Genomic DNA, 25,722 nt, shown 5'->3' with positions numbered 1-25,722 from the left:
GTGGTATCGTTCGTCTTGGGTCAGTTGTGTGTAGCTCATGGCAATCTTTCTTGCAGGAAAGGCCGTATGCTACCGCATACTGGCCTTTTTCTGTTATGGAAAGTTGCACTTCAAATGCGAATCCGCCAACCCCTGAAGCTGCTTCAACCGCCTCAGCAGCGTCCCAAGTCGCCGTTGACAGCAATGCTTCACCTGAAGACCAAGAATTGCTCAAACGCGCGCAAGGCATCTTCAAACCACTGCCAAGCGCTGAAGAAATGCAGAAACTGCGCCCGTTTACCGAAGAACAGGTCAAACTCGGCCATCAATTATGGTATGAGCCACGCCTCTCCAAAGGCAACACCGTAAGCTGCAACTCCTGCCACAACCTCGCCACCGCAGGCGTGGACAACTTGCCGACCAGCCAAGGCCATAAAGGACAGTTCGGCGGACGCAACTCCCCGACCGCGTTAAACGCCGCCTTGCTCGGCATGCAGTTCTGGGACGGCCGTGCAGCCGACGTTGAAGAACAAGCCGGCGGACCGTTGGTCAACCCTGTGGAAATGGCAAACGACTCGCAAAAAGCAGCCGCTGCCAAAATTGCCAAAATCCCCGAATATCAAGAACTGTTTAAAACCGCCTTCCCTGAAGACGACGCAGTTTCCTTCAAAAACATCACCACCGCACTGGGCGCATTCGAACGTACCCTACTAACACCGACCAAATGGGATGACTACCTCAAAGGTAACGTCAACGCTCTGAACGAGCAAGAGCGCAAAGGCGTGCGCGCCTTTATGGACAGCGGCTGTATCGCCTGCCACAGCGGCGTCAACCTCGGCGGCACAACCTTCCAAAAATTCGGTTTGGTTCAAGGTCCGTACTGGAAATTCATTGAAGATCCGAAACAAGACAAAGGTCGTGCCGACGTAACCAAAAAAGCTGAAGACGAATTCTTCTTCCGCGTACCAGGCTTGCGCAACGTCGCCAAAACTTATCCGTATTTCCACAACGGCAGCGTTTGGGAATTAGACAAAGCCGTTACCATCATGGGTAAAGCGCAGCTGGGTAAAGACCTGACTCCGGAAGAAACCGAAAACATCGTTGCCTTCCTGAAAACCCTGTCCGGCAGCGTTTCGGAATCTGCCCGCACTGTACCCGAACTGCCTTTGTCCGCACCGATGGAATCCCATCCGAACAATAAATAAATAAGCGGTAAATAAAGAAAGGTCGTCTGAAATTCAGGTTCAACCAAGCCCAAAGCTTTAGAGAACAGGATTTCAGACGACCTTTATGCCATTTCATGACCCTATATTATTTGATCCCACATTCTTTTTTTCCCTCAAATGACACGTTAGACAAAAATCAGCCTCATATGCAATGAAATACACGTTGTTCAAACAATTACATCTTGAATATAATCAAACATATGATTTATTTAAGTTTTTATAAAAACCATCAACAAACGAATCTTCAACTCACATCATTGATATCCGAATGCCTATCTTCAAACACGCCTCGTCAGTTGACGGCGGCAAGGCAAAATGTTGAAATACATATCTAGGATAAAAAATAAAAAGCGTTGACCAAACGCCTATAAACACACCACAAAATCCGTTCAGACGGCCTTTCCCCACCCAATAACCAAACCCAAGGTCGTCTGAAATCATATAGTGGATGAACAAGAAGCAATTGACAGCGTAATGTAAACCAAGCTGCACCGTTTCAAGTCCAATCCACCATAAAACTAATTAACATACATTGCACCATGACCTTACTCGGCCTCAAACTCAGGCAGACCCAACAACTCAACCAACGTCTGCAACAATCCCTGCGCATCCTGCAAATGTCCGGTATCGAACTCGAACGCGAGGTCGAAGACTGGTTGCAGGACAATCCCCTGCTCGAACGTCCCGAAGCCGACGAATTTGCCGACGCAGAGTTCAATCACGGTACCACCATGCCGCGCAGCAACCACCTCGGCGGCGACGATGCCGAAGACGCGTGGCTCAACATCGCCAAAGAAGAAGATTTCAACCAATACCTGCACGCCCAAGTGTGCGAACACCCCCTTTCCGACAAAGAAGCCGCCTACGTCCACATCCTTATCGACTTCCTTGACGACCAAGGCTATTTCACCGACAGCATTCAAGACGTTATCGACAACACACCCTTGGAATGGATGCTGGACGAAGACGAGCTGCAAAACGCCCTCGACCTTTTGCAGACCTTCGACCCGCCGGGCGTTGCCGCCGCCGACCTGACCGAATCCCTGATGCTCCAACTCATGCGCCTGCCCGCCAGCCCCGCGCGTCAGGCGGCCGCCCACCTCATCCAAAGTTCGCTGCACGATTTGGGCAAAAACCGCAAACAAAACATCATCCGCTTCCGCAAACTCTTTCCCGAAATCGACAGCGAAACCATAGAAGTCGCGCTCGACATCATCGCCACGCTCAACCCCTACCCCGCCTACGGTTTCGCCTCCTCCGAACCGACCGCCTACATCCAGCCCGACGTTTGGGTCAAAGAAGGCAAAGACGGCTGGAAAGTCATCGGCAACGAAGCCGCCTGGCCCAAACTGCAACTCAACCGCGAATACTGCGAACTCATGAAATCCGCAGAAGACGGCGCGCCCGAATGGAAAGAAAAAATCAACGAAGCCAAGCAGCGCATCGACTCTCTCGAACTGCGCAAAAGCACCGTCATCCGCCTTGCCGAATACATCGTCAAAAATCAGGAAGACTTCTTCATCTTCGGCGAAATCGGACTCGCGCCCATGCTCATGAAAGACGCAGCCGCCGAATTGGGGCTTGCCGAAAGCACCATTTCGCGCGCCGCCAACCAAAAATATTTGTCTTGCCCGCGCGGACTATTTGCGTTACGCTATTTCTTCACACAGGCAGTCAATTCCGAAGGCGACAAAGAAGGCCTGAGCCAAGGCGCGATTAAAGCCGTTTTGGGGCAGATTATCGAAAACGAAGACAGCAGCAAGCCCCATTCCGACGAAACCCTTGTCCGCCTCCTCAAACAACAGGGCATAGACATCGCCCGCCGCACCGTCGCCAAATACAGGGAATCGCTCGACATCCCGCCGGCACACAAACGCAAACTTACCGAATGACAGTTTTAAACCGCAGTTTTCCCGTTCCGTTTCTGACGGACTGAACCCCACCGAAGGAGCTGTATTATGAATCTGAAAATCACCGGTCTGAATTTCGACGTTACCGAGGCCATCAAAAACTACGTTTCCGAAAAATTGGAACGCATCAACCGCCACGCAGCCAACGCCATTTCCGTTACCATCACCCTTTCCGTGGAAAAACTCAATCAACAGGCTGAAGCAGACATCCATCTGGCGGGCAAAGACCTCCACGTCGAGGCCGTTGAACAAGACATGTACGCCGCCATTGATGTTCTGATGGACAAGCTCGACCGCGCGGTGCTGAAACACAAAGAAAAAAGCGGCGATGTCCGCAACACGGTAAAACCTGCCGCAGAATAGTTCACAATCCTAAAGGTCGTCTGAAAACCTATTTTCAGACGACCTTTACATTAAATTTCCTTTTGCGGCACCAACCCGCATATCACCCAATCTCATCAACCCGCTTCTGAGTTTCTTACCCGTAGTGGATTGAATTTAATAGAACACGGCAAAGCCGCCCCATTCCATTAAAACCCATCCACATATGACCCAAAATCCAACACATCCTACCTCGATACCTTATCCTGCCACCCGCCCACTTGCATGAAAACGGAATGAAAGATAACATTCCCCTCCTTGCAGCTGGGATAAAATATATGTTGCAATCGCCGGGCAGTCGGGTAAAAGTGCAAAATGATTCTATACAGCGTCACCGCTTTAACATTCAGCACATTTTAAAACATTAGAAATTAAAACCGCCCGCTGCCGACCTATTCATTTACTTTCATTCAGGTAGTTTATTCATGGATCAAAATAACACTCCACACCCTAATGTACCCAACGACACTGCAGTCATGACCGTCAAGGATTGGCTCATCACACTCCTGATACTCGCTATTCCTATAGTAAACCCTATCATGATATTTGTCTGGGCATTTGGGGACGGCAATAAAAACCGCAAACACCTCATGCAAGCTTATTTGTGGATTGCTCTGGTTTGCCTCATTATCATGATCCCACTAGTATTTTTTATAATGAAAAATCTTCCTGCCGAAGCCATGCAGCAATACAATTTGGGACAGCCTGCATATGAAGCACCAATGAACAACATGCCTTCTGAAAAATTTGATGCCAACAACCTCCCTGAGCAAGACTCATCTGCTGATAATATGTTGGAACAAGAAAGCGAAGCTGCCTCAGAAGTTTCTGAAGAAGTTCCCGAAAACGCTGAATCTGCCCAATAATCAGAATTTACCCCGGCAAGTCAAAAGGTCGTCTGAAACAGATTTCAGACGACCTTTTAGCATGAATCAATGCTGGCTAATATAGTGGATTAAATTTAAATCAGGACAAGGCGACGAAGCCGCAGACAGTACAGATAGTACGGAACCGATTCACTTGGTGCTTCAGCACCTTAGAGAATCGTTCTCTTTGAGCTAAGGCGAGGTAACGCCGTACTGGTTTAAAGTTAATCCACTATAATACCGCCGTCCGCCCTTCCCATACGGGACAACGCTATAAACTGTAAAGATGGCACAGCGGGACAAAACAAGCCTGTATACTGCATTTTCACACATACATTCCTCACAACACACAAGGAGACAAGAGATATGGGTTGGATCAGCACCATCATTATTGGATTTGTAATCGGCGTATTGGCGAAATTCCTGCACCCGGGCAAAGAAAACTTAGGCTTCATCATGACCACCCTGCTAGGCATAGGCGGTTCCGCGTTGGCCGGTTTTGTCGGACAACAAGTGGGCTGGTATCGCGTCGGCGAACCGGCGGGATGGATTGCCTCCACCGTATTTGCCGTCATTATTTTAGCCATTTATACGCGCCAGATTAAAAGCCGTTAAACCTCATAATAAGTGATAAACTTTGATATCGTAGCTCAACGATTCAAATACAGACAGGCTGTTTATTAAGGAATGCCTCATCTACCGATGCAAGGCTGCAAGCCGCAGACGACGCCCGCAAGCCAATCTTGTAGCCGCACATGCGGATTCCTTTCTATTCAGCCTGTTTTATGCAGACACCACATGAAACGAATCTTACCTTATCTAAAATCCCTTATCCAAGCCCTCCTCCTCTTTATTCTGATTTCCGTAGCCGTTGACTGGTGGCGCAAACCCAATCAGCCGATGCAAGCCTCATCAGAACCCCTCCGTGTTATCAATGGAAGCAGCACTTCGCTCGAAACACTCAGCAAGGAACGTGTTGCCGTTGTCTATTTTTGGGGAACATGGTGCCATATCTGCTCATACACATCCCCGACAATCGACCGCTTACATCAAAACGGTATTCCTACGCTCGGTGTCGCCGTACATTCCGGCTCCGATACAGAGATTCAATCCTATATGAAGGAACATCAACTGCAATTCCCGACAGTTAACGATTCAGACGACCAGTTGGCAGCCAACTGGAAAATTGCCGTCACACCAACCATCATTTTGATTAAAAACGGAAAAATGATACATCACACCTCAGGGTTGAGCAGCTATTGGGGATTGCGCAGCAGAATCTGGCTGATGAACCTCTTCTACTGACCAAACCCCTATGCACCTGAAAGACAGTGCGAAAGAGCGCATCGACGCGCTGGCTCAGATTTTCGGCAAACAGGCGGAGGCGGACAAATTGAAAGCGGAAATCAACGCTTCGTTTGAAGCGGCCAAGGCCGCCGCCCTGGGCAAGGGGCTTGTAATTCTGGTCAACGGCGGCAAGATGTCCGCCTTCGGCACCGGCTCGCGCCTGGACGGCTGACTTCACCAAGACATCGGCGTACCTGCCGCCGACTCCTCCATCAAGGAAAAAGGCAACCACGGCCAGCCCGTTACGTTCGAATACATTAAAAAAACCAATCCCGACTGGTTGTTTGTGCTGGACCGTTCTGCCGCCATCGGCGAGGAAGGCAAGGCGGCCAAAGACGTTTTGGACAATCCGCTGGTGGCCGAAACGACGGCTTGGAAAAAGGGACAGGTGATCTACCTGCCGCCGGAAACCTACCTTGCCGCAGGCGGCGCCCAGGAATTGCTGAATGCGTCCAAACAGGTAACGGAAGCGTTTAACGCCGCCAAATAAACCGATAGCGCGGAATCTGGCAAGGCAGGCAGTGGGATTTCAGACGGCCTGTGCGCCGCAACGGCAGTCTTGTCCCTTTTCCGCTGCTCGGAAAGAGTAAATTACCGAATATGGTCGTTACTGTTTTTTAGATATTTCACTATACTGTTTCAGACGGCCCCGTCCTGCTTTTGAGGTCGTCTGAAAACGTTTTCACACTGGAGAAACTGCTCATGAAACTCTACCGCTACCTCACCGGACCGGACGACGCCTCATTCTGCCGCCGCGTTACCGAAGCCCTGCAAAACGGCTGGGAGCTGTACGGCAACCCCACCCTCACGTTCGACGGCGAACACATTATCTGCGGGCAGGCCGTCGTCAAGGAAAGCGACGGCGGCTACGACCCGGAAAAACCGCTGTCAGAATACTGACCGGACGCGCCGTCGGTTTTCGTTTTTGTTTTTCAGACGGCCCCGATGACCGTTTGAGGCCGTCTGAAACCCGTCCCCACCGAACCTATGTCTCCGAAATCTTCTTATTTCAACCTGTCGAACCTGCTGGCACTGGCGGTACTCTTTATCGTCAGCCTCTCCGTCGGCGTTGCCGATTTCAGCTGGCAGCACGTCCTCTCGCTTAAAATCCTTAAAATATAAAGAACTCAAACACCATACGGCATATCCATCGCTTCAAAATATATTCGTTTTTTAAAGAAATGAATTACCCAAAAAATCCGTACTTGATGATTTTGTTGAGATTGCGCAGAAAATAGACTAAGATAGGATTATAAGAAAACTTGGGAACATTATTATCAAAACAAACTGTTCAGCGTATTCCCAACATACCCAAACAATGATGCTTTTGTTCCCATATATCCTTGCCGCTTCAATAGCGGCTTATAATGAAAAAACGCTTTTTGCATACCCGCCTCGCGCTTCAACGGTTTGATTTTTGATAACAATGGAGACTTATAATGCCCAACCAATCTAAACATGCATCTATCAATATTGGACTGATTCAAGCCCGAGAAGCGTTGATGACACAATTCCGCCCTATTTTGAACCAAGCCAATATTACCGACCAGCAATGGCGTATCATCCGCCTTCTGGCAGAAAACGGCACATTAGACTTCCAAGATCTCGCCAACCAAGCCTGCATCTTACGCCCCAGCCTGACCGGCATCCTGACCCGACTGGAAAAAGCAGGCTTGGCGGTACGCCTGAAACCCTCTAACGACCAGCGCCGCGTTTACCTGAAGCTGACCCAAGAAGGCGAAAAACTGTACGAAACCATAGGCGCGCAAGTGGATGAACGCTATGATGCCATCGAAAAAATCTTATCTAAAGAAAAAATGCTCGAATTGAAAGAGCTTTTGCGCCAGCTCGCGCAAATTGAGCAGGCACTAAAATAAAAGAAACTGAATGACAGATTCCGCACACACACTCAAGAGTCCATTCCGCGATGCTATGGCATCCTGTGCCGCAGGCGTCCATGTTATTACCACAGACGGACAGTCCGGACGTTACGGCATTACCATGACAGCCGTAGCGCCGATTACCGACGAGCCGCCTACCGTTATGTTATGTATCAACCGGCAGGCAGGCATCATTCCCATATTGCAGGCAAACCGAAACCTCTGTATCAACACCCTGTCAGAAAATCAGCAAGACGTCGCCGAACACTTCGCAGGACTCACCAACCTTTCCCCCGAAGAACGCTTCGAATACCACATTTGGCATAGAGGGCAAACCGGCCAACTCGAAGTTGAAGGCGCACTGACCCATTTACACGGCCACATTATCGATCAACACGAAATCGGCACACATTTCATCTTTTATGTCCGCATCGATGAAATCACCACTACCCACACCGACAACCCGGCGCTACTGTATTTCCGCCGACAATTCAAATCATTGGCCTGAACACAAGGTCGTCTGAAAACCCATCTTCGTTTTCAGACGACCTATTGATTCCGTATCCCCTCATCAACGACCAATCAATACACCGATAACCAAAGTATCATTCCCTTTGAATCCTGACGGCACAACACTGTATACTTTCACATCAAATGACTATAATCCCATCCCAAACAAGGACAGCCATGAAAGCAATGATACTGGCAGCAGGGCGCGGAGAAAGGATGCGCCCCCTGACCGACCATACACCCAAACCACTTCTAAAAGTCGGCAGCGAACCACTCATCGGCTGGCATATACGTCGTCTGAAAAACGCAGGTTTTACCGAAATTGTTATTAATCACGCATGGCTAGGCGAACAAATCGAAACCACACTTGGTACCGGCGCGCAATACGGAGTCAACATAGCCTACTCCCCCGAATCAACAGGCGGATTGGAGACCGCCGGCGGAATCGCTACCGCCCTACCCTTGCTGGGCGACGCTCCTTTCCTTGTCATTAACGGAGATGTTCTGACCGATATCGATTTCAACTCTGCCCGACAAGCTGCTGCATCCCTACAAACATCCAACCTACTGGCCCATATTTGGTTAGTTCCCAATCCTCCGCACAATCCGGAGGGCGATTTTTCCATTTCCTCCGATGGACAGGTACACTCTAATAAAACCGAGGGAGTTGCACTAACCTTCAGCGGCGTAGGCATATATCACCCCGACCTCTTCAATAACACACCCGCCAATCAAATCGCCAAACTCGCACCTCTATTGAGGGAAGCCATGAACCAACACCGCGTTACCGGCGAACAACACAATGGATTATGGCTGGATGTCGGCACAACGGAACGACTGAAAACAGCAAATGAACTTGCCGCAAACTGGGATTAACATTCACCATTCTGCTCGCTTGCATCCATTGAGACATAATATAAAGCCTGGAAATATAATTACATAAAGTACTATATTCCTATCGATAATTTATTACATAAAAACTCTATATTTCAAATAATATTTTGATATCGATTATGATGACTTTAGATACAGTTTCTTTTGCAAGAAAATTTATTACAGCATCCGCGCATTCATCCTGAAATATGGATCGTATTTTTTATTCCACACCTATTGTATTTCTTGCATCCACACACCAAATATGAATCATCTTTGATTCAATTATCTTCCTCATCAACCAGAGATACGCCATGAATATTGCAGCCATTCAAACTGCACTGGAAGCAGTACAAATTCCCAACACCACACGCACGCTCGGCAGTGAAAAAGCCATCAAACTACTAGAAGAACGCGCCGACGGTCTCCATATCGGACTCAAATTCGGATTCCCTGTCGGCCATATCGCCGCCGACATCGCCAACAGCCTGCAAGAAGCCATTATCGGCATCACAGGCGATGCACACATCCACCTCAGCATCGATACTGAAATCACAACGCATAAAGTACAGCCCGGCGTTGCCACCATCAAAGGCGTCAAAAACATTATCGCCGTTGCATCCGGCAAAGGCGGTGTCGGCAAATCCACCACCACAGCCAATCTCGCCACCGCCATGGCACGCATGGGCGCGCGCGTAGGCGTGTTGGATGCCGACCTCTACGGTCCGAGCCAGCCGACCATGTTGGGCGTGCAAGACCGCAAACCTGACCAACAAAACAAAAAACTGATTCCCGTCGAAGCCGACAGCGGCATCCAAGTGATGTCCATCGGCTTTCTGGTCGATACCGACCAAGCCGTCGTTTGGCGCGGCCCGATGGTCAGCCAAGCCTTGCAGCAGTTGATGTTCCAAAGCGAGTGGGATGAAGTGGACTACCTTTTCATCGACCTACCACCAGGTACTGGCGACATCCAACTCACCCTATCGCAAAAAATCCCCGTAACCGGCTCGGTCGTCGTTACCACGCCGCAAGACATCGCCCTGATTGACGCACGCAAGGCGGTCGATATGTTCCACAAAGTCAACATCCCGATTTTTGGCGTACTGGAAAACATGTCGGTACATATCTGCTCCAACTGCGGCCACGCTGAAGCTATTTTTGGTTCTGAAGGCGGCAAAAACTTGGCAGGTCGTCTGAATGTCCCGCTGCTCGGACAGCTCCCGTTAAGCCTGCCCGTGCGCGAAGCAATGGATGGCGGCGCGGCGAAACAGTTGTTTGACGACCATCCCGCCATTGCCAAAATCTACACCGACGCAGCCTTCCAAATCGCACTGACCATTGCAGACAAAGGCAAAGATTTCAGCAGCCGTTTCCCCAAAATCGTAATTGAATGATGCAACGATAAACAAATAAAGCCCGATCGCAATAATCGGGCTTTATTTGTGACTAAAAGGTCGTCTGAAAACTCGGAATTGTCTTTACAAATCTCAGCTTATTCCAATATATACCATCCAAACAAAAACACCTCTTATCTACATCATGGCACAAGTATCGAAAATACAACACAAATCTATGGAATAATTAACAGAGATATAAAAAAGAAAAATATCGTTTCTAGTAGAAAAAATTTATCTTCATATAAAATTTCCTACCATATTAAATATATAAAATGCAACGCTTGATTTCAACAATGACCAAACCGAACAAATAAGATATTTTTAATTAACAAAAAAGCAAAAAACGCAATTTAAAACCAAAACTAATCAAAAAACATAAATATATTATATGTGTTATTATTTTTTTTGTTATATATTACACATAGATAATGAGGAAACCGATTGTTTTTTTATAATGAAGTTAATATTTGATAAAAAAAAATAATAAATACAAAATAAGGAACTTCATATAATGGTCATCATGTACGGAGTAGTAAATCATGCTTCGAACCATTTGTTTTCTGAATCAATTTTATTTTTTAGAAATAAAATTTTATGTATTTCACTACTGCTCAACGACCAGTGGTATGCATATTAGATAAACGGCACATATTTGTCAATCAAAATATGCAAAATATATAGATTCATCCATATTATTATTTATGTGTTTTTATCAGGGAGATAATTATGAAACACAAAACACACATGAATCGTTTTACCGCGCTCAACAAAACGGTGGCTTTGTCATTGGCAGCTGCAGGTCTTGTTTCTGCTTCACCTGCATTCGCAGCAGCACTGACAAAAGCTTCTTATGTAAGCATTAACGATAACAACGAAGATGGTCGTGGCAACTATGACAGTCAAGGCGCAACTGGTCGTTACGGCGTAGCTGTCGGCGTTAACGCCAGCGCACAAAGCCACGGCACCATTGCAATTGGTACAGAAACTTCTGCTAAAGATGAATCTGCCACTGCAGTTGGTACACTCTCCAAAGCTGAAGGCACTGCCGCCGCAGCTTTCGGTCAAGGCGCCAACGCAACTGCTAATGCCGCTACTGCAATCGGTCGTCAAGCAGCTGCCAAAGGCAACAGCAGCACCGCAGTAGGTTCTGCTTCTGTAGCCGAAGGTCTGTCTTCTACTGCATTTGGTTCTGGCTCTAACGCTACAGCTCCTGCCTCTACTGCGGTTGGACAAGGCACTCAAGCAACTGGCGCTTACACTGTTGCAGTAGGTCAAAAAGCCCGAGCCAACGGTATTTCTTCAGCTGCCATAGGCTCTGCTTCTGTTGCCGAAGGTGACTATTCTATTGCCACAGGCGCTGCCTCCCAAGCTACCGGAAAAGCTAGCGTAGCTTCTGGTTTGCAGGCTCAAGCTAAAGGCGGTTCTTCGGTCGCTATCGGTCGCGGAGCGATTGCAAGTGATGAATACTCTGTTGCTTTAGGCGCAAATTCTACTACTTCTGCTGCAGTAGGCACTAACAGCGCTACTGTAAACGGCGTAACTTACAGTGGCTTTGCCGGCACCACTCCTACATCCACAGTGAGTGTGGGCTCAGCAGGTAACGAACGTACAATTACTAACGTTGCAGCAGGTCGCATCACACCTACCAGCACAGACGCCATCAACGGCAGCCAACTGTACCAAGTAGCTGCACAAACAAACGGCAACAGCGTCGTTATCAATAATCTCCAAGACCGTATCAACGACATGAATAAAGACCTGCGTGCAGGTATCGCTGGTGCTACGGCAATTGGCTTCCTGCAACGTCCGAACGAAGCAGGTAAAAGCATCGTTTCTGCAGCTGTAGGTGGCTATCGTGGTCAACAAGCAATCGCTGTTGGCTATGCACACAATTCCGATAACAACAAATGGTCTATTAAAACCGGCGTAAGCGTAAACACCCGTAAAGATGTTAACTGGGGTGGAAGCGTCGGCTACCAATGGTAAGACCTAGAGGGGATGACTTAAAAGCATCTCTATCTATGAAAGATTTGATATAAAAGGAAAAAAACATGAAATTATCGAAATTCGCATTGCCTGCAATTGCAGCACTCGCCTTGGCAGCCTGTGGTAATCTGAGCAAAGTTAGCAAAGAAGGCACTACTGACAATCCCGTATGGCCTGATGCAGCAAAAACCACCCTGCGTCACGATGGTACCCAACATGGTTCTTGGCCAAACTGGGATAATGTCCGTCAAATTGAAGCCGGCATGAATAAAGACCAAATCTATGAACTGATTGGACGTCCTCACTTCCAAGAAGGTCTTTATGGCGTGCGTGAGTGGGACTACTTGTTCAACTACCGTGAAAATGGCGAACACAAAACTTGCCAATTCAAAATTCTGTTCGATAAAGACAAAAATGCCCAATCATTCTATTGGATGCCTGAAGGCTGCGGTCCGAAAAAAGCAGAACCTCAAGTTGTTCGTGAAGTCATTATTCGCGAAGTTGCACCTGCTCCCGCGCAAACTCGTATTCGCCAATAAATTATCGACTAATGAACTGAGTCCCTATTTTTAATTTACTGAAATAGTCGCTCATATCAAATCAACGCCGGATCATGTACTCAAACATGATTCGGCTTTTCGCATTTTTAGTTTTCAGACAACCTACATGTGGTCTATCCCCACCATACTGTCTCTTAAATACCACCAAATTATCCCGCTAGAAACAGCATCCAAAGCAATCACTCTAAGAGAGTCTCATACAAAGTTCCGCCGAGAAGTGTTGCAACTGTATTGTTTGCCTTATAATAGCGGCTCCTTAAAAATTTCCAAACCACCCTCCCTATAATATTCTGCATAAATAAGGGATTGCACATACCATCGGAATATCATATTATTCCTTAACAATAAATAAAAACACTTAAAATAAAATTTCCTTTTAATACAGTTGAATACAAAATATCAAGTAACCAATGGGGGCTCCTTTTTGTAAGATATTTCATCGGTATGACGCCTGAAAATATTTACTGTATAAAAGGTTATACAAGAAATGGATAATTGAATAATGAGTATCGGACTATTACGCGTACTGCTTCAAAGCCAGACCATTACAAATGCACAAGCTGAACATTACGGCAGCGCCTTAAAATCAGGTAAAGAAATCTTACCCATGCTTTTTGCGGACGGCATCATCTCTCCTAGAAGCTTGGGAGAATTAGTCGCACGTGTATTCAGCTACCCCTTATTGGATTTGCATCATTATCCTCGCAGTAATGTCATAACTGATGTTTTAAGCGAAGAACAAATGGTTCAAAATCGCTGCATACCCATATTCCGTCGCGGCCGTAAAGTTTATTTGGCCGTATCCGACCCGACACAAATCCAAAACTTCCAAAAAATCACTTTTTCTTCAGGTGTGACGATAGATTTGGTTGTCGTACCTGACGATCAATTAAGTTCCCTTCTAGAATGGTTAGGACAACGTTCTACTACCATCTTAAAAGAAATTAGTGAAGAACAAGAAGCTGCCCAGCCCTCTCAGGCGCTTTATATTGACAACGAAGAGGCTGAAGATGGGCCTATTCCACGTTTTATTCACAAAACTTTATCAGATGCACTAAATGCAGGCGCATCCGATATACATTTCGAATTTTATGAACAAATGGCTCGTGTCCGTTTTCGTGTAGATGGACAGCTAAGGGAAGTGGTTCAACCACCTGTCGCCGTACGCGGACAACTGGCCTCACGCATCAAAGTAATGGCACGTTTAGACATTTCTGAAAAACGCGTTCCACAAGATGGTCGTATCCAAATCGCTTTCCATAAACATGGTCGTCCCATTGACTTCCGTGTAAGCACGTTACCTACACTTTTTGGCGAAAAAGTGGTAATGCGTATCCTGAATTCTGACGCAGCGACTTTAAATATTGACCAACTGGGGTTCGAGCCTTTCCAAAAAGAAATGTTGCTTGAGGCCATTCATCGCCCTTATGGCATGGTATTGGTAACAGGTCCGACAGGCTCCGGTAAAACCGTATCACTTTATACTTGCTTGAATATTTTAAATACAGAAGACGTCAATATTTCCACCGCAGAAGACCCGGCCGAGATTAATTTACCCGGCATCAACCAAGTCAACGTCAATGACAAACAAGGGTTGACTTTTGCTGCGGCGTTGAAATCTTTCTTGCGACAAGACCCTGACATTATCATGGTAGGTGAGATTCGGGACTTGGAAACCGCGGATATTGCCATCAAAGCGGCACAAACCGGACATATGGTGTTTTCAACGTTGCATACCAATAACGCGCCTGCGACCCTATCCCGTATGTTGAACATGGGGGTCGCTCCATTCAACATTGCCAGTTCCGTCAGCTTAATTATGGCGCAACGACTATTGCGTCGTCTGTGTTCAAGTTGTAAACGCGAGGTTGAGCGTCCTCCAGTTCCCGCATTAAAAAAAGCAGGATTTACAGATGAAGATTTAGCAAAGGATTGGAAACTCTACCGTCCTGTCGGCTGCGATAGTTGCCGTGGTAAAGGCTTCAAAGGCCGTGTCGGCGTCTACGAAGTGATGCCGATTACCGAGGAAATGCAACGTGTCATTATGAATAATGGTACGGAAGTTGATATTATGAACATGGCCTATAAAGAAGGCATGGTCGATTTACGCCGCGCAGGCTTATTAAAAGTTATGCAAGGTTTGACTTCATTAGAAGAAGTTATTGCTCACACTAACGATTAAACCATTGAATCGAAGAAATACGGGGACTTTTGTTTTCTTCATTCTTAAACATTAAACCAAGGGGTAACAAAATGGCTCAAGCAGAGCAAAAAAAAGGCTTATTCGCTCAAAAAAACAAAGGCAAACGTTTTACGTTTGAAGGTAAAAATACCAATACTGATCAATTAGTCCGAGGCGAAGTAGTCGCCAAAGACGAAGAAGAAGCGCGTAAAAAGCTCCAACGTCGCGGGATACGCCCTTTACGTATCAGTAAAGTAAAGGCAACTAAAAAGCGTCGTATTACTCAGGAAGACATTACTGTCTTTACCCGTCAACTTGCCACCATGATGAAAGCAGGTCTGCCTTTAATGCAGGCTTTTGAAATTGTCGCACGCGGACACTCCAACCCATCCATGACTGAAATGTTGATGCAAGTCCGTGCAGATGTGGAACAAGGTAGTGCATTAGGTAAATCATTTGCCAAATACCCAAAATATTTCGACCGTTTTTATTGCAATCTGATTGCGGCTGGCGAAGCTGGTGGTGTTTTGGAAAGCCTATTGGATAAACTTGCTGTATATAAAGAGAAAACGCAAGCCATTAAGAAAAAAGTAAAAACCGCACTGACGTATCCGATTTCCATTGTAGTTGTTGCAATAGCATTGATCTTCGTGATGATGCGTTGGGTACTGCCCGAATTTGGTAAAGTTTATGCTGGGATGGGTGCTGAATTGCCTGGTTTAACCAAAATTGTTATGGATATTTCTAAAATATTCGTGGAATATGGGTGGCTGATGATTGTTATGGTGATTGCCATTTGTTTTGGTGTTTATAAACTACATGAAAAATCACCAAATTTCCAGAAACGTATAGATGCAATGGTTTTACGTTTACCAATTTTTGGTCAAATTGTCCGTAAAGCAACTATTGCTCGCTGGGCTCGTACCACTTCCACCCTGTTCGCAGCAGGTGTACCTTTGGTAGAAGTTTTAGATTCAGTAGCAGGGGCAGCCGGTAATATCCTTTATGAGGAGGCAACACAGGACATTCGTGCGAAAGTTACTCAAGGTCTTTCTTTGACTTCGAGTATGCAAAGTACGGATATGTTCCCCAATATGGTTATTCAAATGGCTGCTATTGGTGAAGAATCCGGCTCCCTCGATGATATGCTGAATAAGGCTGCTGAATTTTACGAGGATGAAGTTGATAACTCTGTAGCACAATTATCCTCACTGATGGAGCCCATTATTATGGTAGTCTTAGGCTCTATCATCGGCACACTGTTGGTAGCAATGTATCTGCCGCTGTTTAACCTCGGCAACGTAGTAGGTTAATATGTTGGAATCTTTGGATACATTAGCGCCATTCGCTATTCCGCTATCTATTGTCGTTGGTTTGTTAATCGGAAGTTTTCTTAATGTCGTCATTTACCGCGTTCCTGTCATGATGGAACGTGGCTGGACTCAGTTTGCGAAAGAGCATTTGCAACTTGAATTAACCGAGCAAGAGCAGCAACCATTCAATTTGATGAAACCGGATTCCCGCTGCCCTAAGTGTCATGCTCCGGTAAAGGCTTGGCAAAATATTCCGATTGTCAGTTATCTGATGCTTGGCGGTAAATGTGGTTCGTGTAAAACGCCCATCAGCATCCGTTATCCCTTAATTGAATTATTGACCGGTATATTGTTTGGCGTAGTGGCGTGGCAATATGGCTGGACCATGGCGACATTCGGTGGTTTGATATTGACTGCAATATTGATTGCATTGACCTTTATCGATGCGGATACTCAATATTTACCTGACAGCCTTACCCTGCCGTTGATATGGTTAGGTTTGCTGTTTAATTTGAACGGCACATTCGTGCCATTGAAATCCGCCGTCTTAGGTGCAGTTTTCGGTTACATGAGCTTATGGTTGTTATGTTTCATTTATAAGCTTTTGACTGGAAAAATCGGTATGGGTAACGGCGATTTTAAATTGCTGGCTGCTCTAGGTGCATGGCTTGGGGTCGGCATTTTACCTGTATTGGTCTTTATGGCAGCGTTAATTGGTCTGATTGGTGCGATTGTCGGACGGGTTGCCAAAGGACAATATTTTGCTTTCGGTCCGAGTTTGGCCATTGCCGGCTGGATTATTTTGGTAGCTAATGAGCCGGTACATCGTGCCGTCACTTGGTGGCTGACCAAATCAGGGTTTTAATATGACTTTATGGATAGGTTTGACAGGCGGTATCGGCAGCGGGAAATCTCAAGCAGCAAAAATCTTTTCTGATTTGGGTGTCCCGCACATTGATGCCGACGCCCTGAGTCGAAATCTGACGGCGGATAACGGTATAGCATTACCGGCTATCCGCCGTCTTTTTGGCGACAAGGTTTTTCATACCCAAAACAGTCTGAACCGTGCTGCTTTGAGGGATCTGGTTTTCAGACGACCTCAAGCCAAAAAAGAATTGGAAGAAGTATTACTGCCTTTGATTTTAAATGAAATCAAATCAGCCAAAACCTGCTATCCTAGCGCAGCATACGGCATCATCGATGTACCCTTGCTAATTGAAAATCCGGAATTTTTAGCGGCTGTCGATAGAGTGTTGGTTATCGACGTTTCTGAAGCAACGCAAATTCTTCGTGTTCAGCAAAGAAGCGGTTTGAATACAGAAGAGATCAAGCGCATTATGAACACTCAGGCCAGCCGCAAAACGCGGCTCCTCTATGCAGATGATGTCATAGAAAATGAAGGGACTTTATCTGAATTGACCAAGAAAATTCAGGGGCTGCATAGGTTTTATCTGGGATATGCCGGCAACTCAAAATTTAGTACATTATTGCCCTAAAGTGAAATATCTCAAGCAACAAACAAAGCATAAATGATTTGGAAGGAATAAATAATGACTGAAGTAACGACTGTGAAATGTCCGGCCTGTCAAAAGTCGGTGATATGGAATGAAGAGAGCAAATACCGACCGTTTTGCAGTCAGCGTTGCCGATTGATTGACTTAGGCGAATGGGCGCAAGAGAAATATACGGTTGCAGCGGAAGAAGATGATAGTTTGTCGGACTTATTAAAATCATAAACGATAGAGCATAACTATCTAATAGAACCTGGTTTAACAAACAAAAAATAAAGCCATTTACCTCTCCACCTCTCCTTCCCAATAAGATGGAAAACACAAAAGGTCGTCTGAAAACGCCATTCCGTTTTTTTACGGAAGCAGCATTTTCAGACGACCTTTTGTTTTTAACGCTTATTCGGAAGAAACCGCTTCTATTGCGCTTACTTCACAATCTCAACCGGACCGTGATCGTCGCAGTGGTCGCCGTGTTGGTGGTGCAAGCGGCCATTGACGATATAGTCGGTGTGATCGCCGTGCGGTACGGCTTCATGACCGCAGCCTTCGCCGTGAACATGGCCTTTGCAGGTATCGACAGGATGGCAGCCGTCGGGGTTGGTTTCATTGACGCTTAAGCTGTGTTCGTCGTAATGACCATTGTGTTCGTGGTGCAGATGACCGTCGTGCAGATAGTCGGTATGGTCGTCGTGTTTGATGGCGGTATGGCCGCAACCGGCGCCGTGGGTATGATCGTGATGATCGTGGATTTTGCAAGTCATTTTGATTCCTCTTTATCGGCAGTTGAATTCAAACCCTTTAGGTTACGTCCCTATAATATCCTTTTTTGCCAGCCCAGTAAATAATTTCTTCTTTATTAACATAGTGTTACGGTATATCATTATAGGCTTTAAAGGTCGTCTGAACGCGTAATCCCGATGATATGCCTCTTGCGGATGTTTCAGACGACCTCACCATTCGTTATCATTTATAATGTCATTTCCTAGACGGCTTGGCAGTTCATGCCGATGGTGCGTATAGGTCGTCTGAAAACAATATCAAGATAAATATAGGATTTTTCACTATGTGGGACACAGTACGGCAATGGCTGCATACCCTGCCGGTACGCGAGGAAGTGGTGGAATCGGTGCTGATGGTGGTGGCGCTGCTGGTTTTGCGGGGCGTTTTGCTGAACCTGTATCTGCGTCGCCACCCGCATTACAGCATCGAGGAAAAACGCCGCTCCTTGGTACTCAGCCGCAATCTGACGCTGATTTTGACCATTTTCGGATTGGCAGTGATTTGGGCGACACAAATTCAGACGCTGGCGCTGTCGATGTTTGCGGTGGCGGCAGCGATTGTGGTGGCAACAAAAGAGCTGATTATGTGTTTGTCGGGCAGCATCCTACGCTCGGTAACGAAACAATATTCGGTCGGCGACTACATCGAAGTTGACGGTCTGCGCGGGCGCGTGGTCGATATTAATCTTTTGAACACGCTGATGATGCAGATCGGTCCGAACCCGCTGGTCGGTCAGCTTTCGGGCAAAACGCTGTCGTTTCCCAACAGCCTGCTTTTGAACCATTCCGTCCGCCGCGACAATATTTTGGGCGATTATGTGATTCATACGGTAGAGATTCCCGTACCGATTCATTTGGATTCAGATGAGATTGTAGGTCGTCTGAAAGCCGTACTCGAGCCTTTATGCCAACCTTATGTGCCTGCCATCCAACAGCATTTGGATAATGTTCAGGCAGAAAAATTATTTATCACTCCCGCCGCCCAGCCACGCGTAACCCGCGTGCCGCATGACGACAAGGTGTACCTTATCATCGTGCGCTATGCCTCGCCCGTGGCGAAGCGTTTAGAAATCCAGCAGGCGGTCATAGACGAATTTTTGCGCGTACAATACCGCCTGCTAAACCCTCAAGCTTAACCCCATAATCTATTAATAATCAGGAAATACTATGTTGCCCGAATCCGCCCTTACGCAAATGTACCCCGTCATTATGACCCCCAGCCACGACGGGAAATATTTCCACAATTACGTCCTTTCGCTGCTCAATATCGTCAACACCAGCGCACAAAACGGCTGGCCGCTGCAAGTGATGATGCAGCGCGGCGAGAGCCTGATTACCCGCGCGCGCAATAATTGCGTGGCGACCTTCTTGGAAAACAAAGAATGGACGCACCTCTTCTGGATAGACTCCGACATCGGTTTTTCCGCCGAAGCGTTCTACCGCCTGCTTTTGGCGGATAAAGACGTCGTTGCCGGCATTTATCCGCTGAAACGCGAAAACTGGCCTGACGAAGGCGTTCCCGCCGGCACGACACAAGCGGATTTCGAGCGGATGTACACCGCCTACACCGTCAACACAGGCGATAAAAACGAAAACGGCGAAATCGTCCTGCGCGTCGATGAAGAAGGCTTTATGAAAGTCGATGACGCGCCGACCGGATTTATGGTCATCAAACGCAGCGTGTTCGAAAAAATGATGGCAGCCTACCCCGAGCTGAACTACATCTCCGACAGCGACTACAAGCGCGAAGACAAAGGACTGCACTACCGCTTCTTCGACTGCATGGTCGATCCCGAAAGCAAACGCTACCTTTCCGAAGACTACACGTTCTGCCGCCTGTGGCAGCAAATCGGCGGCGAAGTCTATGTCGACATCCAATCCAACCTGACCCACCAAGGCGCGAAAATCTACCGCGGCGCGTTTGCCGACTCGCTGCAAACCAATGTCGCACAAGCCGTGTTCGCCCCCGCCGGCACACCGATGAGCCTCGATCTCGCCGCCCCGCTCAAATCCAACCCGCGCGGCGCAGAATAGCGTAAAAACAGGGAAAGACGCTTTAAGCCCGACAAGATGGCACTATATCTCCCCTATCGTTTGCCCCATCGTTTTCAGACGACCCCGAATCCAAACAGGTCGTCTGAAAACACAATCGGTTCTCCCGAACGGCAAACCTATAGTGGATTAAAATAAAAATGAGACAAGGCGGCAACGCCCGCCGTGTACGGGTAGTACATAAGGGCGTTGGTAACGCCGTATCATTGCAATTTTAATCCACTATAAAACCCAGACACCCGCCGTCATTCTCGCGCAGGCAGGAATCCAGACATTAAAATGACAGGCTGTTGGAAGTTTTCAGTAACTTCAGCCTTCTGGATTCCTGCCTGTGCGGGAATGACGGTACAGGATTTTTATAGTGGATTAAATTTAAACCAGTACGGCGTTGCCTCGCCTTGCCGTACTATTTGTACTGTCTGCGGCTTCGTCGCCTTGTCCTGATTTAAATTTAATCCACTATATTTAAATCCGCCATGTTTGTCTTCGCAAACCCTTTTCAGACGACCTCCCGTCCGAACCCATTATCCGCAAGGAAGGAATCCCATCTATGACCGACAACGTACTGCTCCATTTGGGCGAAGAACCCCGTTTCGACGCCATCCAAACCGCCGACATCAAACCCGCCCTGCAAACCGCCATCGCCGAAGCGCGCACGCAGATTGCCGAAGTCAAAGCCCAAACGCACACCGACTGGGCAAACACCGTCGAGCGTCTGACCGGCATCACCGAACGCGTCGGTAGGATTTGGGGCGTCGTGTCCCATCTCAACTCCGTCGTCGACACGCCCGAACTGCGCGCTGTCTATAACGAACTGATGCCCGAAATCACCATCTTCTTTACCGAAATCGGACAAGACATCGAGCTGTACAACCGCTTCAAAACCATCAAAAATTCCCCCGAATTCGACACCCTCTCCCCCGCACAGCAAACCAAGCTCAACCACGACCTGCGTGATTTCGTCCTCAGCGGCGCGGAATTGCCGCCCGAACAGCAGGCAGAACTGGCAAAACTGCAAACCGAAGGCGCGCAACTCTCCGCCAAATTCTCGCAAAACGTCTTAGACGCAACCGACGCCTTCGCCCTCTACTTCGACGACGCCGCACCGCTTGCCGGCATTCCCGAAGACTCGCTCGCCATGTTTGCCGCCGCCGCGCAAAGCGAAGGCAAAACAGGCTACAAAATCGGTTTGCAGATTCCGCACTACCTCGCCGTCATCCAATACGCCGACAACCGCGAACTGCGCGAACAAATCTACCGCGCCTACGTTACCCGCGCCAGCGAACTTTCAGACGACGGCAAATTCGACAACACCGCCAACATCGACCGCACGCTCGAAAACGCCCTGCAAACCGCCAAACTGCTCGGCTTCAAAAACTACGCCGAATTGTCGCTGGCAACCAAAATGGCGGACACCCCCGAACAAGTCCTCACCTTCCTGCACGACCTCGCCCGCCGCGCCAAACCCTACGCCGAAAAAGACCTCGCCGAAGTCAAAGCCTTCGCCCGCGAAAGCCTGAACCTCGCCGACCCGCAGCCGTGGGATTTGAGCTACGCCAGCGAAAAACTGCGCGAAGCCAAATACGCATTCAGCGAAACCGAAGTCAAAAAATACTTCCCCGTCGGCAAAGTTCTGGTAGGCCTGTTCGCCCAAATCAAAAAACTCTACGGCATCGGATTCGCCGAAAAAACCGTTCCCGTCTGGCACAAAGACGTGCGCTACTTCGAGCTGGAACAAAACGGCAAAACCATAGGCGGCGTCTATATGGATCTCTACGCCCGCGAAGGCAAACGCGGCGGCGCGTGGATGAACGACTACAAAGGCCGCCGCCGCTTCGCCGACGGCACGCTGCAACTGCCCACCGCCTACCTCGTCTGCAACTTCACCCCGCCCGTCGGCGGCAAAGAAGCCCGCTTGAGCCATGACGAAATCCTCACCCTCTTCCACGAAACCGGCCATGGCCTGCACCACTTGCTCACCCAAGTGGACGAACTGGGCGTATCCGGCATCAACGGCGTCGAGTGGGACGCCGTCGAGCTGCCCAGCCAGTTTATGGAAAACTTCGTCTGGGAATACGACGTCTTGGCACAAATGTCCGCCCACGAAGAAACCGGCGAGCCCCTGCCGAAAGAACTCTTCGACAAAATGCTCGCCGCCAAAAACTTCCAACGCGGCATGTTCCTCGTCCGCCAAATGGAATTCGCCCTCTTCGACATGACCATTTACAGCGAAGACAACGAAGGTCGTCTGAAAAACTGGCAACAGGTTTTAGACAACGTACGCAAAGAAGTCGCCGTCATCCAACCGCCCGAATACAACCGCTTCGCCAACAGCTTCGGTCACATCTTCGCCGGCGGCTATTCCGCAGGCTATTACAGCTACGCATGGGCGGAAGTCCTCAGCGCCGACGCCTACGCCGCCTTTGAAGAAAGCGACGACGTCGCCGCCACAGGCAAACGCTTCTGGCAGGAAATCCTCGCCGTCGGTGGCTCCCGCAGTGCGGCAGCATCCTTCAAAGCCTTCCGCGGACGCGAACCGAGCATAGACGCATTGCTGCGCCACAGCGGCTTCGACAACGCGGCTTGATGGTAAGGTTGATGTGATGAAAAAAGGTCGTCTGAAAAGTTTTCAGACGACCTTGCAATTTTATAGTGGATTAAATTTAAATCAGGACAAGGCGACGAAGCCGCAGACAGTACAAATAGTACGGCAAAGCGAGGCAACGCCGTACTGGTTTAAATTTAATCCACTATACCTTATAAAAATCATTCCAAAAACTAATACATACCGTCGCTGTCAATATAAAAAGCAAACACAAGGATGCCGATATGAAAAAGTTTTGGGAAAATTACAAAAGGAATTTACGATTACTGGCTAAGTTCAGCAGGCGGCACTGGAAAGTATTCTGTATCAGCTGCTTTGCATCCAGCTTCATCGTTACCACCGTAAATTTTGTCTTGAGCTTCTATATCATTGATCCTAAATATTTCCTTGGTGATGACCATTTCCTTCCCGACAGTATCAAAGCCATCATTGTGGTCATTTTGATGCATTTCATGTTCTCGAAATACATAATCTATAAAAATAAAAACACCTCCAAAGATTAAATACAAACCCACATCCTTGAATACGCCCCAACCTACATATCGGATTTTTCCCAACTTAAGGTCGTCTGAAAGTTTCAGACGACCTTTTTGCATAATATTTCATGTCCAACACACGATAAAGAAACTTTCAGACGACCTCTCTGCCTTATTTAATATCTCATCCGACCTTGTCTTTCCCGCCCTCTATTTCGCCTCTCATTCATCATTAAAATTCATCGAAAAATTAAACACTTATAACATCAAAAACCCGCTATACCGCCCCGTTGCAAATCGTGCTATGGTTTATTTGATACGTTTGAAAAACCTTAACTATAGTGGATTAAATTTAAACCAGTACGGCGTTGCCTCGCCTTGCCGTACTATCTGTACTGTCTGCGGCTTCGTCGCCTTGTCCTGATTTAAATTTAATCCACTATACCTTGTATTCTGATTACAAAGAAAGGCTTCAAAATGGATGGTTGGACTCAGACTTTGAGCGCGGGCTGGCTGCTGGGTATTGCGGCGATGGCTATTGTGCTGATTTTGCTGTTGATTGTGAAACTGCGTGTCCATGCGCTGTTAACCTTGGTGTCGGTGAGCCTGCTGACGGCGGTGGCGACGGGGCTGCCGATGGATAAGATTGTGAACGACGTTCTGCTGAAAAACTTCGGCGGCACGCTCGGCAGCGTGGCTTTGCTGGTCGGCTTGGGCGCGATGCTCGGGCGGCTGGTGGAAACTTCGGGCGGGGCGCAGTCGCTGGCGGATGCGCTGATTCGGATGTTCGGCGAAAAGCGCGCGCCGTTTGCTTTGGGAGTGGCGTCGCTGATTTTCGGTTTCCCGATTTTCTTTGATGCGGGATTGGTGGTGATGCTACCGATTGTCTTCGCGACGGCGCGGCGCATGAAGCAGGACGTATTGCCTTATGCTTTGGCGTCCATCGGGGCGTTTTCGGTGATGCACGTTTTCCTGCCGCCCCACCCCGGTCCGATTGCGGCTTCGGAATTCTATTCGGCGAACATCGGTCAGGTGCTGATTTTGGGATTGCCCGTCGCCATGTTCACTTGGTATGTCAGCGGTTATCTGCTGGGTCAGGTTTTGGGACGCACCATCCGTGTTCCCGTTCCCGATTTGCTCAGCGGCGGCGCGGTGGACAACGACCGGCCGCAAACGCCTGCCAAAGCTTCGACCGTGGTCGGCATTATGCTGATTCCTATGCTGTTGATTTTTATGAACACAGGGCTGTCCACTTTAATCAGTGAAAAAGTCGTCAGCGCGGATGAACATTGGGTGCAGGTGGCGCGTATGATCGGCTCGACCCCTGTCGCGCTGCTGATTTCGGTTTTGGTGGCGCTTTATGTCTTGGGCAGCAAACGCGGCGTGAAGGCGAGCGCATTGGAAAAAACGGTGGACGGCGCACTCGCCCCCGTCTGCTCGGTTATTTTGATTACCGGCGCGGGCGGGATGTTCGGCGGCGTGTTGCGCGCGTCGGGCATCGGTCAGGCGTTGGCGGACAGCATGGCAAATTTGGGCATACCCGTATTGCTGGGCTGTTTCTTGGTGGCTTTGGCTCTGCGTATCGCGCAAGGTTCGGCAACCGTCGCATTGACGACCGCCGCCGCATTGATGGCACCCGCCGTTGCCGCCGCAGGCTTCAACGACTGGCAACTCGCCTGCGTCGTTTTGGCAACCGCGGCAGGCTCGGTCGGTTGCAGCCACTTCAACGACTCGGGCTTCTGGCTGGTCGGCCGCCTTTTGGATATGGACGTACCGACCACACTGAAAACATGGACGGTTAACCAAACGCTGATTGCCGCCATCGGCTTTTCAGTGTCGGCGCTGCTGTTTGCCGTGGTTTGAGGTCGTCTGAAAACGGTTTTGAGACG

General features: G+C 48.3%; 24 protein-coding genes and 6 pseudogenes. 26 read left to right on the top strand and 4 right to left on the bottom strand.

The window, feature by feature from the left end; translation table 11 throughout:
- The first annotated feature begins 95 nt into the window (after nt 1-95).
- From AAG834_RS08805 to yacG, 21 genes and pseudogenes are all read left to right on the top strand, one after another.
- Nucleotides 96-1,184 (top strand): cytochrome-c peroxidase, encoded by a 1,089-nt coding sequence (locus tag AAG834_RS08805; protein ID WP_342031898.1) that lies wholly within the window; start codon nt 96-98, stop codon nt 1,182-1,184.
- A gap of 560 nt (nt 1,185-1,744) precedes the next feature.
- On the top strand, nt 1,745-3,097 hold the full coding sequence (gene rpoN / locus AAG834_RS08800) for an RNA polymerase factor sigma-54 (RefSeq protein WP_342031897.1): 1,353 nt from the start codon (nt 1,745-1,747) through the stop codon (nt 3,095-3,097).
- Between the two features lie 66 nt (nt 3,098-3,163).
- A complete protein-coding gene (gene hpf / locus AAG834_RS08795) occupies nt 3,164-3,478 on the top strand; it encodes a ribosome hibernation-promoting factor, HPF/YfiA family (RefSeq protein WP_003757098.1) in 315 nt (104 codons plus the stop codon).
- Nucleotides 3,479-3,921: 443 nt separating this feature from the next.
- A complete protein-coding gene (locus AAG834_RS08790) occupies nt 3,922-4,362 on the top strand; it encodes a hypothetical protein (protein WP_342031896.1) in 441 nt (146 codons plus the stop codon).
- 80 nt (nt 4,363-4,442) lie between these two features.
- A pseudogene (locus AAG834_RS13830) lies at nt 4,443-4,505 on the top strand (transposase); the annotation flags it as partial.
- Between the two features lie 223 nt (nt 4,506-4,728).
- On the top strand, nt 4,729-4,977 hold the full coding sequence (locus AAG834_RS08785; protein ID WP_003757105.1) for a GlsB/YeaQ/YmgE family stress response membrane protein: 249 nt from the start codon (nt 4,729-4,731) through the stop codon (nt 4,975-4,977).
- Nucleotides 4,978-5,160: 183 nt separating this feature from the next.
- A complete protein-coding gene (locus AAG834_RS08780; RefSeq protein WP_342031895.1) occupies nt 5,161-5,667 on the top strand; it encodes a protein disulfide oxidoreductase in 507 nt (168 codons plus the stop codon).
- Between the two features lie 13 nt (nt 5,668-5,680).
- Nucleotides 5,681-6,199, top strand: a pseudogene (locus AAG834_RS08775) (ABC transporter substrate-binding protein); the annotation flags it as partial.
- Between the two features lie 212 nt (nt 6,200-6,411).
- On the top strand, nt 6,412-6,609 hold the full coding sequence (locus AAG834_RS08770) for a DUF1737 domain-containing protein (RefSeq protein ID WP_003767583.1): 198 nt from the start codon (nt 6,412-6,414) through the stop codon (nt 6,607-6,609).
- 87 nt (nt 6,610-6,696) lie between these two features.
- A pseudogene (locus AAG834_RS08765) lies at nt 6,697-6,813 on the top strand (iron ABC transporter); the annotation flags it as partial.
- A gap of 335 nt (nt 6,814-7,148) precedes the next feature.
- Nucleotides 7,149-7,586 carry a homoprotocatechuate degradation operon regulator HpaR gene (hpaR, locus tag AAG834_RS08760; RefSeq protein ID WP_003757119.1) on the top strand — a complete coding sequence of 146 codons (438 nt, stop codon included), beginning with the start codon at nt 7,149-7,151 and terminating at the stop codon, nt 7,584-7,586.
- Between the two features lie 10 nt (nt 7,587-7,596).
- Complete coding sequence (gene hpaC, locus AAG834_RS08755; RefSeq protein ID WP_036529651.1) at nt 7,597-8,097, top strand: 4-hydroxyphenylacetate 3-monooxygenase, reductase component; 501 nt, start codon at nt 7,597-7,599, stop codon at nt 8,095-8,097.
- A 179-nt stretch (nt 8,098-8,276) separates the two neighbouring features.
- Entirely contained in the window at nt 8,277-8,975 is a 699-nt protein-coding gene (gene murU, locus AAG834_RS08750; RefSeq protein ID WP_342031894.1) for an N-acetylmuramate alpha-1-phosphate uridylyltransferase MurU, read from the top strand.
- Nucleotides 8,976-9,286: 311 nt separating this feature from the next.
- Entirely contained in the window at nt 9,287-10,366 is a 1,080-nt protein-coding gene (apbC, locus tag AAG834_RS08745) for an iron-sulfur cluster carrier protein ApbC (protein ID WP_342031893.1), read from the top strand.
- Nucleotides 10,367-11,095: 729 nt separating this feature from the next.
- Nucleotides 11,096-12,355 (top strand): YadA family autotransporter adhesin, encoded by a 1,260-nt coding sequence (locus AAG834_RS08740; protein ID WP_342031892.1) that lies wholly within the window; start codon nt 11,096-11,098, stop codon nt 12,353-12,355.
- Nucleotides 12,356-12,420: 65 nt separating this feature from the next.
- Nucleotides 12,421-12,894 (top strand): outer membrane protein assembly factor BamE, encoded by a 474-nt coding sequence (locus AAG834_RS08735; RefSeq protein ID WP_342031891.1) that lies wholly within the window; start codon nt 12,421-12,423, stop codon nt 12,892-12,894.
- A gap of 523 nt (nt 12,895-13,417) precedes the next feature.
- Nucleotides 13,418-15,097: a type IV-A pilus assembly ATPase PilB gene (gene pilB / locus AAG834_RS08730; protein ID WP_342031890.1), complete on the top strand. Its 1,680-nt coding sequence runs from the start codon at nt 13,418-13,420 to the stop codon at nt 15,095-15,097.
- A gap of 71 nt (nt 15,098-15,168) precedes the next feature.
- Nucleotides 15,169-16,410 (top strand): type II secretion system F family protein, encoded by a 1,242-nt coding sequence (locus AAG834_RS08725; protein WP_342031889.1) that lies wholly within the window; start codon nt 15,169-15,171, stop codon nt 16,408-16,410.
- 1 nt (nt 16,411) lies between these two features.
- The gene (locus AAG834_RS08720; RefSeq protein WP_342031888.1) at nt 16,412-17,275 is read left to right on the top strand and encodes a prepilin peptidase; all 864 of its coding nucleotides are present in this window, start codon (nt 16,412-16,414) and stop codon (nt 17,273-17,275) included.
- A gap of 1 nt (nt 17,276) precedes the next feature.
- Nucleotides 17,277-17,906 carry a dephospho-CoA kinase gene (coaE, locus tag AAG834_RS08715; protein WP_342031887.1) on the top strand — a complete coding sequence of 210 codons (630 nt, stop codon included), beginning with the start codon at nt 17,277-17,279 and terminating at the stop codon, nt 17,904-17,906.
- Nucleotides 17,907-17,960: 54 nt separating this feature from the next.
- A complete protein-coding gene (yacG, locus tag AAG834_RS08710) occupies nt 17,961-18,146 on the top strand; it encodes a DNA gyrase inhibitor YacG (protein WP_342031886.1) in 186 nt (61 codons plus the stop codon).
- A gap of 200 nt (nt 18,147-18,346) precedes the next feature.
- Here yacG and AAG834_RS08705 read toward each other — a convergent pair whose 3' ends face one another.
- Complete coding sequence (locus AAG834_RS08705) at nt 18,347-18,682, bottom strand: hypothetical protein (RefSeq protein WP_070496033.1); 336 nt, start codon at nt 18,680-18,682, stop codon at nt 18,347-18,349.
- Between the two features lie 302 nt (nt 18,683-18,984).
- Here AAG834_RS08705 and AAG834_RS08700 point away from each other — a divergent pair, with 302 nt between their 5' ends.
- Nucleotides 18,985-19,836 carry a mechanosensitive ion channel family protein gene (locus AAG834_RS08700; protein ID WP_342031885.1) on the top strand — a complete coding sequence of 284 codons (852 nt, stop codon included), beginning with the start codon at nt 18,985-18,987 and terminating at the stop codon, nt 19,834-19,836.
- 31 nt (nt 19,837-19,867) lie between these two features.
- Nucleotides 19,868-20,734, top strand: a complete 867-nt coding sequence (locus AAG834_RS08695; protein WP_342031884.1) for a hypothetical protein — start codon at nt 19,868-19,870, stop codon at nt 20,732-20,734.
- Between the two features lie 377 nt (nt 20,735-21,111).
- On the opposite strand, the pseudogene AAG834_RS13825 reads toward AAG834_RS08695, so the two are convergent.
- A pseudogene (locus tag AAG834_RS13825) lies at nt 21,112-21,219 on the bottom strand (IS5/IS1182 family transposase); the annotation flags it as partial.
- 83 nt (nt 21,220-21,302) lie between these two features.
- On the opposite strand from AAG834_RS13825, the gene AAG834_RS08690 reads away from it, so the two are divergent.
- Both AAG834_RS08690 and AAG834_RS08685 read left to right on the top strand, forming a co-directional pair.
- Complete coding sequence (locus AAG834_RS08690) at nt 21,303-23,339, top strand: M3 family metallopeptidase (protein ID WP_342031883.1); 2,037 nt, start codon at nt 21,303-21,305, stop codon at nt 23,337-23,339.
- Between the two features lie 61 nt (nt 23,340-23,400).
- A pseudogene (locus tag AAG834_RS08685) lies at nt 23,401-23,517 on the top strand (IS5/IS1182 family transposase); the annotation flags it as partial.
- Between the two features lie 103 nt (nt 23,518-23,620).
- Here the strand turns inward: AAG834_RS08685 and AAG834_RS08680 are convergent.
- The gene (locus tag AAG834_RS08680; protein ID WP_342031882.1) at nt 23,621-23,953 is read right to left on the bottom strand and encodes a hypothetical protein; all 333 of its coding nucleotides are present in this window, start codon (nt 23,951-23,953) and stop codon (nt 23,621-23,623) included.
- 219 nt (nt 23,954-24,172) lie between these two features.
- Nucleotides 24,173-24,283 (bottom strand): annotated as a pseudogene (locus tag AAG834_RS13820) (IS5/IS1182 family transposase); the annotation flags it as partial.
- Between the two features lie 27 nt (nt 24,284-24,310).
- Between AAG834_RS13820 and AAG834_RS08675 the strand changes: the two are divergent.
- Complete coding sequence (locus tag AAG834_RS08675) at nt 24,311-25,696, top strand: GntP family permease (RefSeq protein ID WP_342031881.1); 1,386 nt, start codon at nt 24,311-24,313, stop codon at nt 25,694-25,696.
- The last annotated feature ends 26 nt before the right edge of the window (nt 25,697-25,722 follow it).

The sequence above is a fragment of the Neisseria sp. Marseille-Q2251 genome, assembly GCF_940793045.1.
In the GTDB taxonomy this organism is placed as follows: Bacteria; Pseudomonadota; Gammaproteobacteria; order Burkholderiales; family Neisseriaceae; genus Neisseria.
This window is presented reverse-complemented; position numbering and strand designations above follow the sequence as displayed.

Excerpts from the sequence above, each read along its gene's own strand:
- AAG834_RS08690 (WP_342031883.1), top strand. The coding sequence starts at position 21,303 with ATGACCGACAACGTACTGCTCCATTTGGGCGAAGAACCCCGTTTCGAC.
- hpf (WP_003757098.1), top strand. The coding sequence starts at position 3,164 with ATGAATCTGAAAATCACCGGTCTGAATTTCGACGTTACCGAGGCCATC.
- pilB (WP_342031890.1), top strand. The coding sequence starts at position 13,418 with ATGAGTATCGGACTATTACGCGTACTGCTTCAAAGCCAGACCATTACA.
- AAG834_RS08725 (WP_342031889.1), top strand. The coding sequence starts at position 15,169 with ATGGCTCAAGCAGAGCAAAAAAAAGGCTTATTCGCTCAAAAAAACAAA.
- AAG834_RS08785 (WP_003757105.1), top strand. The coding sequence starts at position 4,729 with ATGGGTTGGATCAGCACCATCATTATTGGATTTGTAATCGGCGTATTG.
- AAG834_RS08680 (WP_342031882.1), bottom strand. The coding sequence starts at position 23,953 with ATGCAAAAAGGTCGTCTGAAACTTTCAGACGACCTTAAGTTGGGAAAA.
- apbC (WP_342031893.1), top strand. The coding sequence starts at position 9,287 with ATGAATATTGCAGCCATTCAAACTGCACTGGAAGCAGTACAAATTCCC.
- AAG834_RS08720 (WP_342031888.1), top strand. The coding sequence starts at position 16,412 with ATGTTGGAATCTTTGGATACATTAGCGCCATTCGCTATTCCGCTATCT.
- yacG (WP_342031886.1), top strand. The coding sequence starts at position 17,961 with ATGACTGAAGTAACGACTGTGAAATGTCCGGCCTGTCAAAAGTCGGTG.
- AAG834_RS08740 (WP_342031892.1), top strand. The coding sequence starts at position 11,096 with ATGAAACACAAAACACACATGAATCGTTTTACCGCGCTCAACAAAACG.
- murU (WP_342031894.1), top strand. The coding sequence starts at position 8,277 with ATGAAAGCAATGATACTGGCAGCAGGGCGCGGAGAAAGGATGCGCCCC.
- AAG834_RS08700 (WP_342031885.1), top strand. The coding sequence starts at position 18,985 with ATGTGGGACACAGTACGGCAATGGCTGCATACCCTGCCGGTACGCGAG.
- rpoN (WP_342031897.1), top strand. The coding sequence starts at position 1,745 with ATGACCTTACTCGGCCTCAAACTCAGGCAGACCCAACAACTCAACCAA.
- AAG834_RS08790 (WP_342031896.1), top strand. The coding sequence starts at position 3,922 with ATGGATCAAAATAACACTCCACACCCTAATGTACCCAACGACACTGCA.
- AAG834_RS08770 (WP_003767583.1), top strand. The coding sequence starts at position 6,412 with ATGAAACTCTACCGCTACCTCACCGGACCGGACGACGCCTCATTCTGC.
- hpaR (WP_003757119.1), top strand. The coding sequence starts at position 7,149 with ATGCCCAACCAATCTAAACATGCATCTATCAATATTGGACTGATTCAA.
- AAG834_RS08675 (WP_342031881.1), top strand. The coding sequence starts at position 24,311 with ATGGATGGTTGGACTCAGACTTTGAGCGCGGGCTGGCTGCTGGGTATT.
- hpaC (WP_036529651.1), top strand. The coding sequence starts at position 7,597 with ATGACAGATTCCGCACACACACTCAAGAGTCCATTCCGCGATGCTATG.
- AAG834_RS08780 (WP_342031895.1), top strand. The coding sequence starts at position 5,161 with ATGAAACGAATCTTACCTTATCTAAAATCCCTTATCCAAGCCCTCCTC.
- AAG834_RS08695 (WP_342031884.1), top strand. The coding sequence starts at position 19,868 with ATGTTGCCCGAATCCGCCCTTACGCAAATGTACCCCGTCATTATGACC.
- AAG834_RS08705 (WP_070496033.1), bottom strand. The coding sequence starts at position 18,682 with ATGACTTGCAAAATCCACGATCATCACGATCATACCCACGGCGCCGGT.
- AAG834_RS08805 (WP_342031898.1), top strand. The coding sequence starts at position 96 with ATGGAAAGTTGCACTTCAAATGCGAATCCGCCAACCCCTGAAGCTGCT.
- coaE (WP_342031887.1), top strand. The coding sequence starts at position 17,277 with ATGACTTTATGGATAGGTTTGACAGGCGGTATCGGCAGCGGGAAATCT.
- AAG834_RS08735 (WP_342031891.1), top strand. The coding sequence starts at position 12,421 with ATGAAATTATCGAAATTCGCATTGCCTGCAATTGCAGCACTCGCCTTG.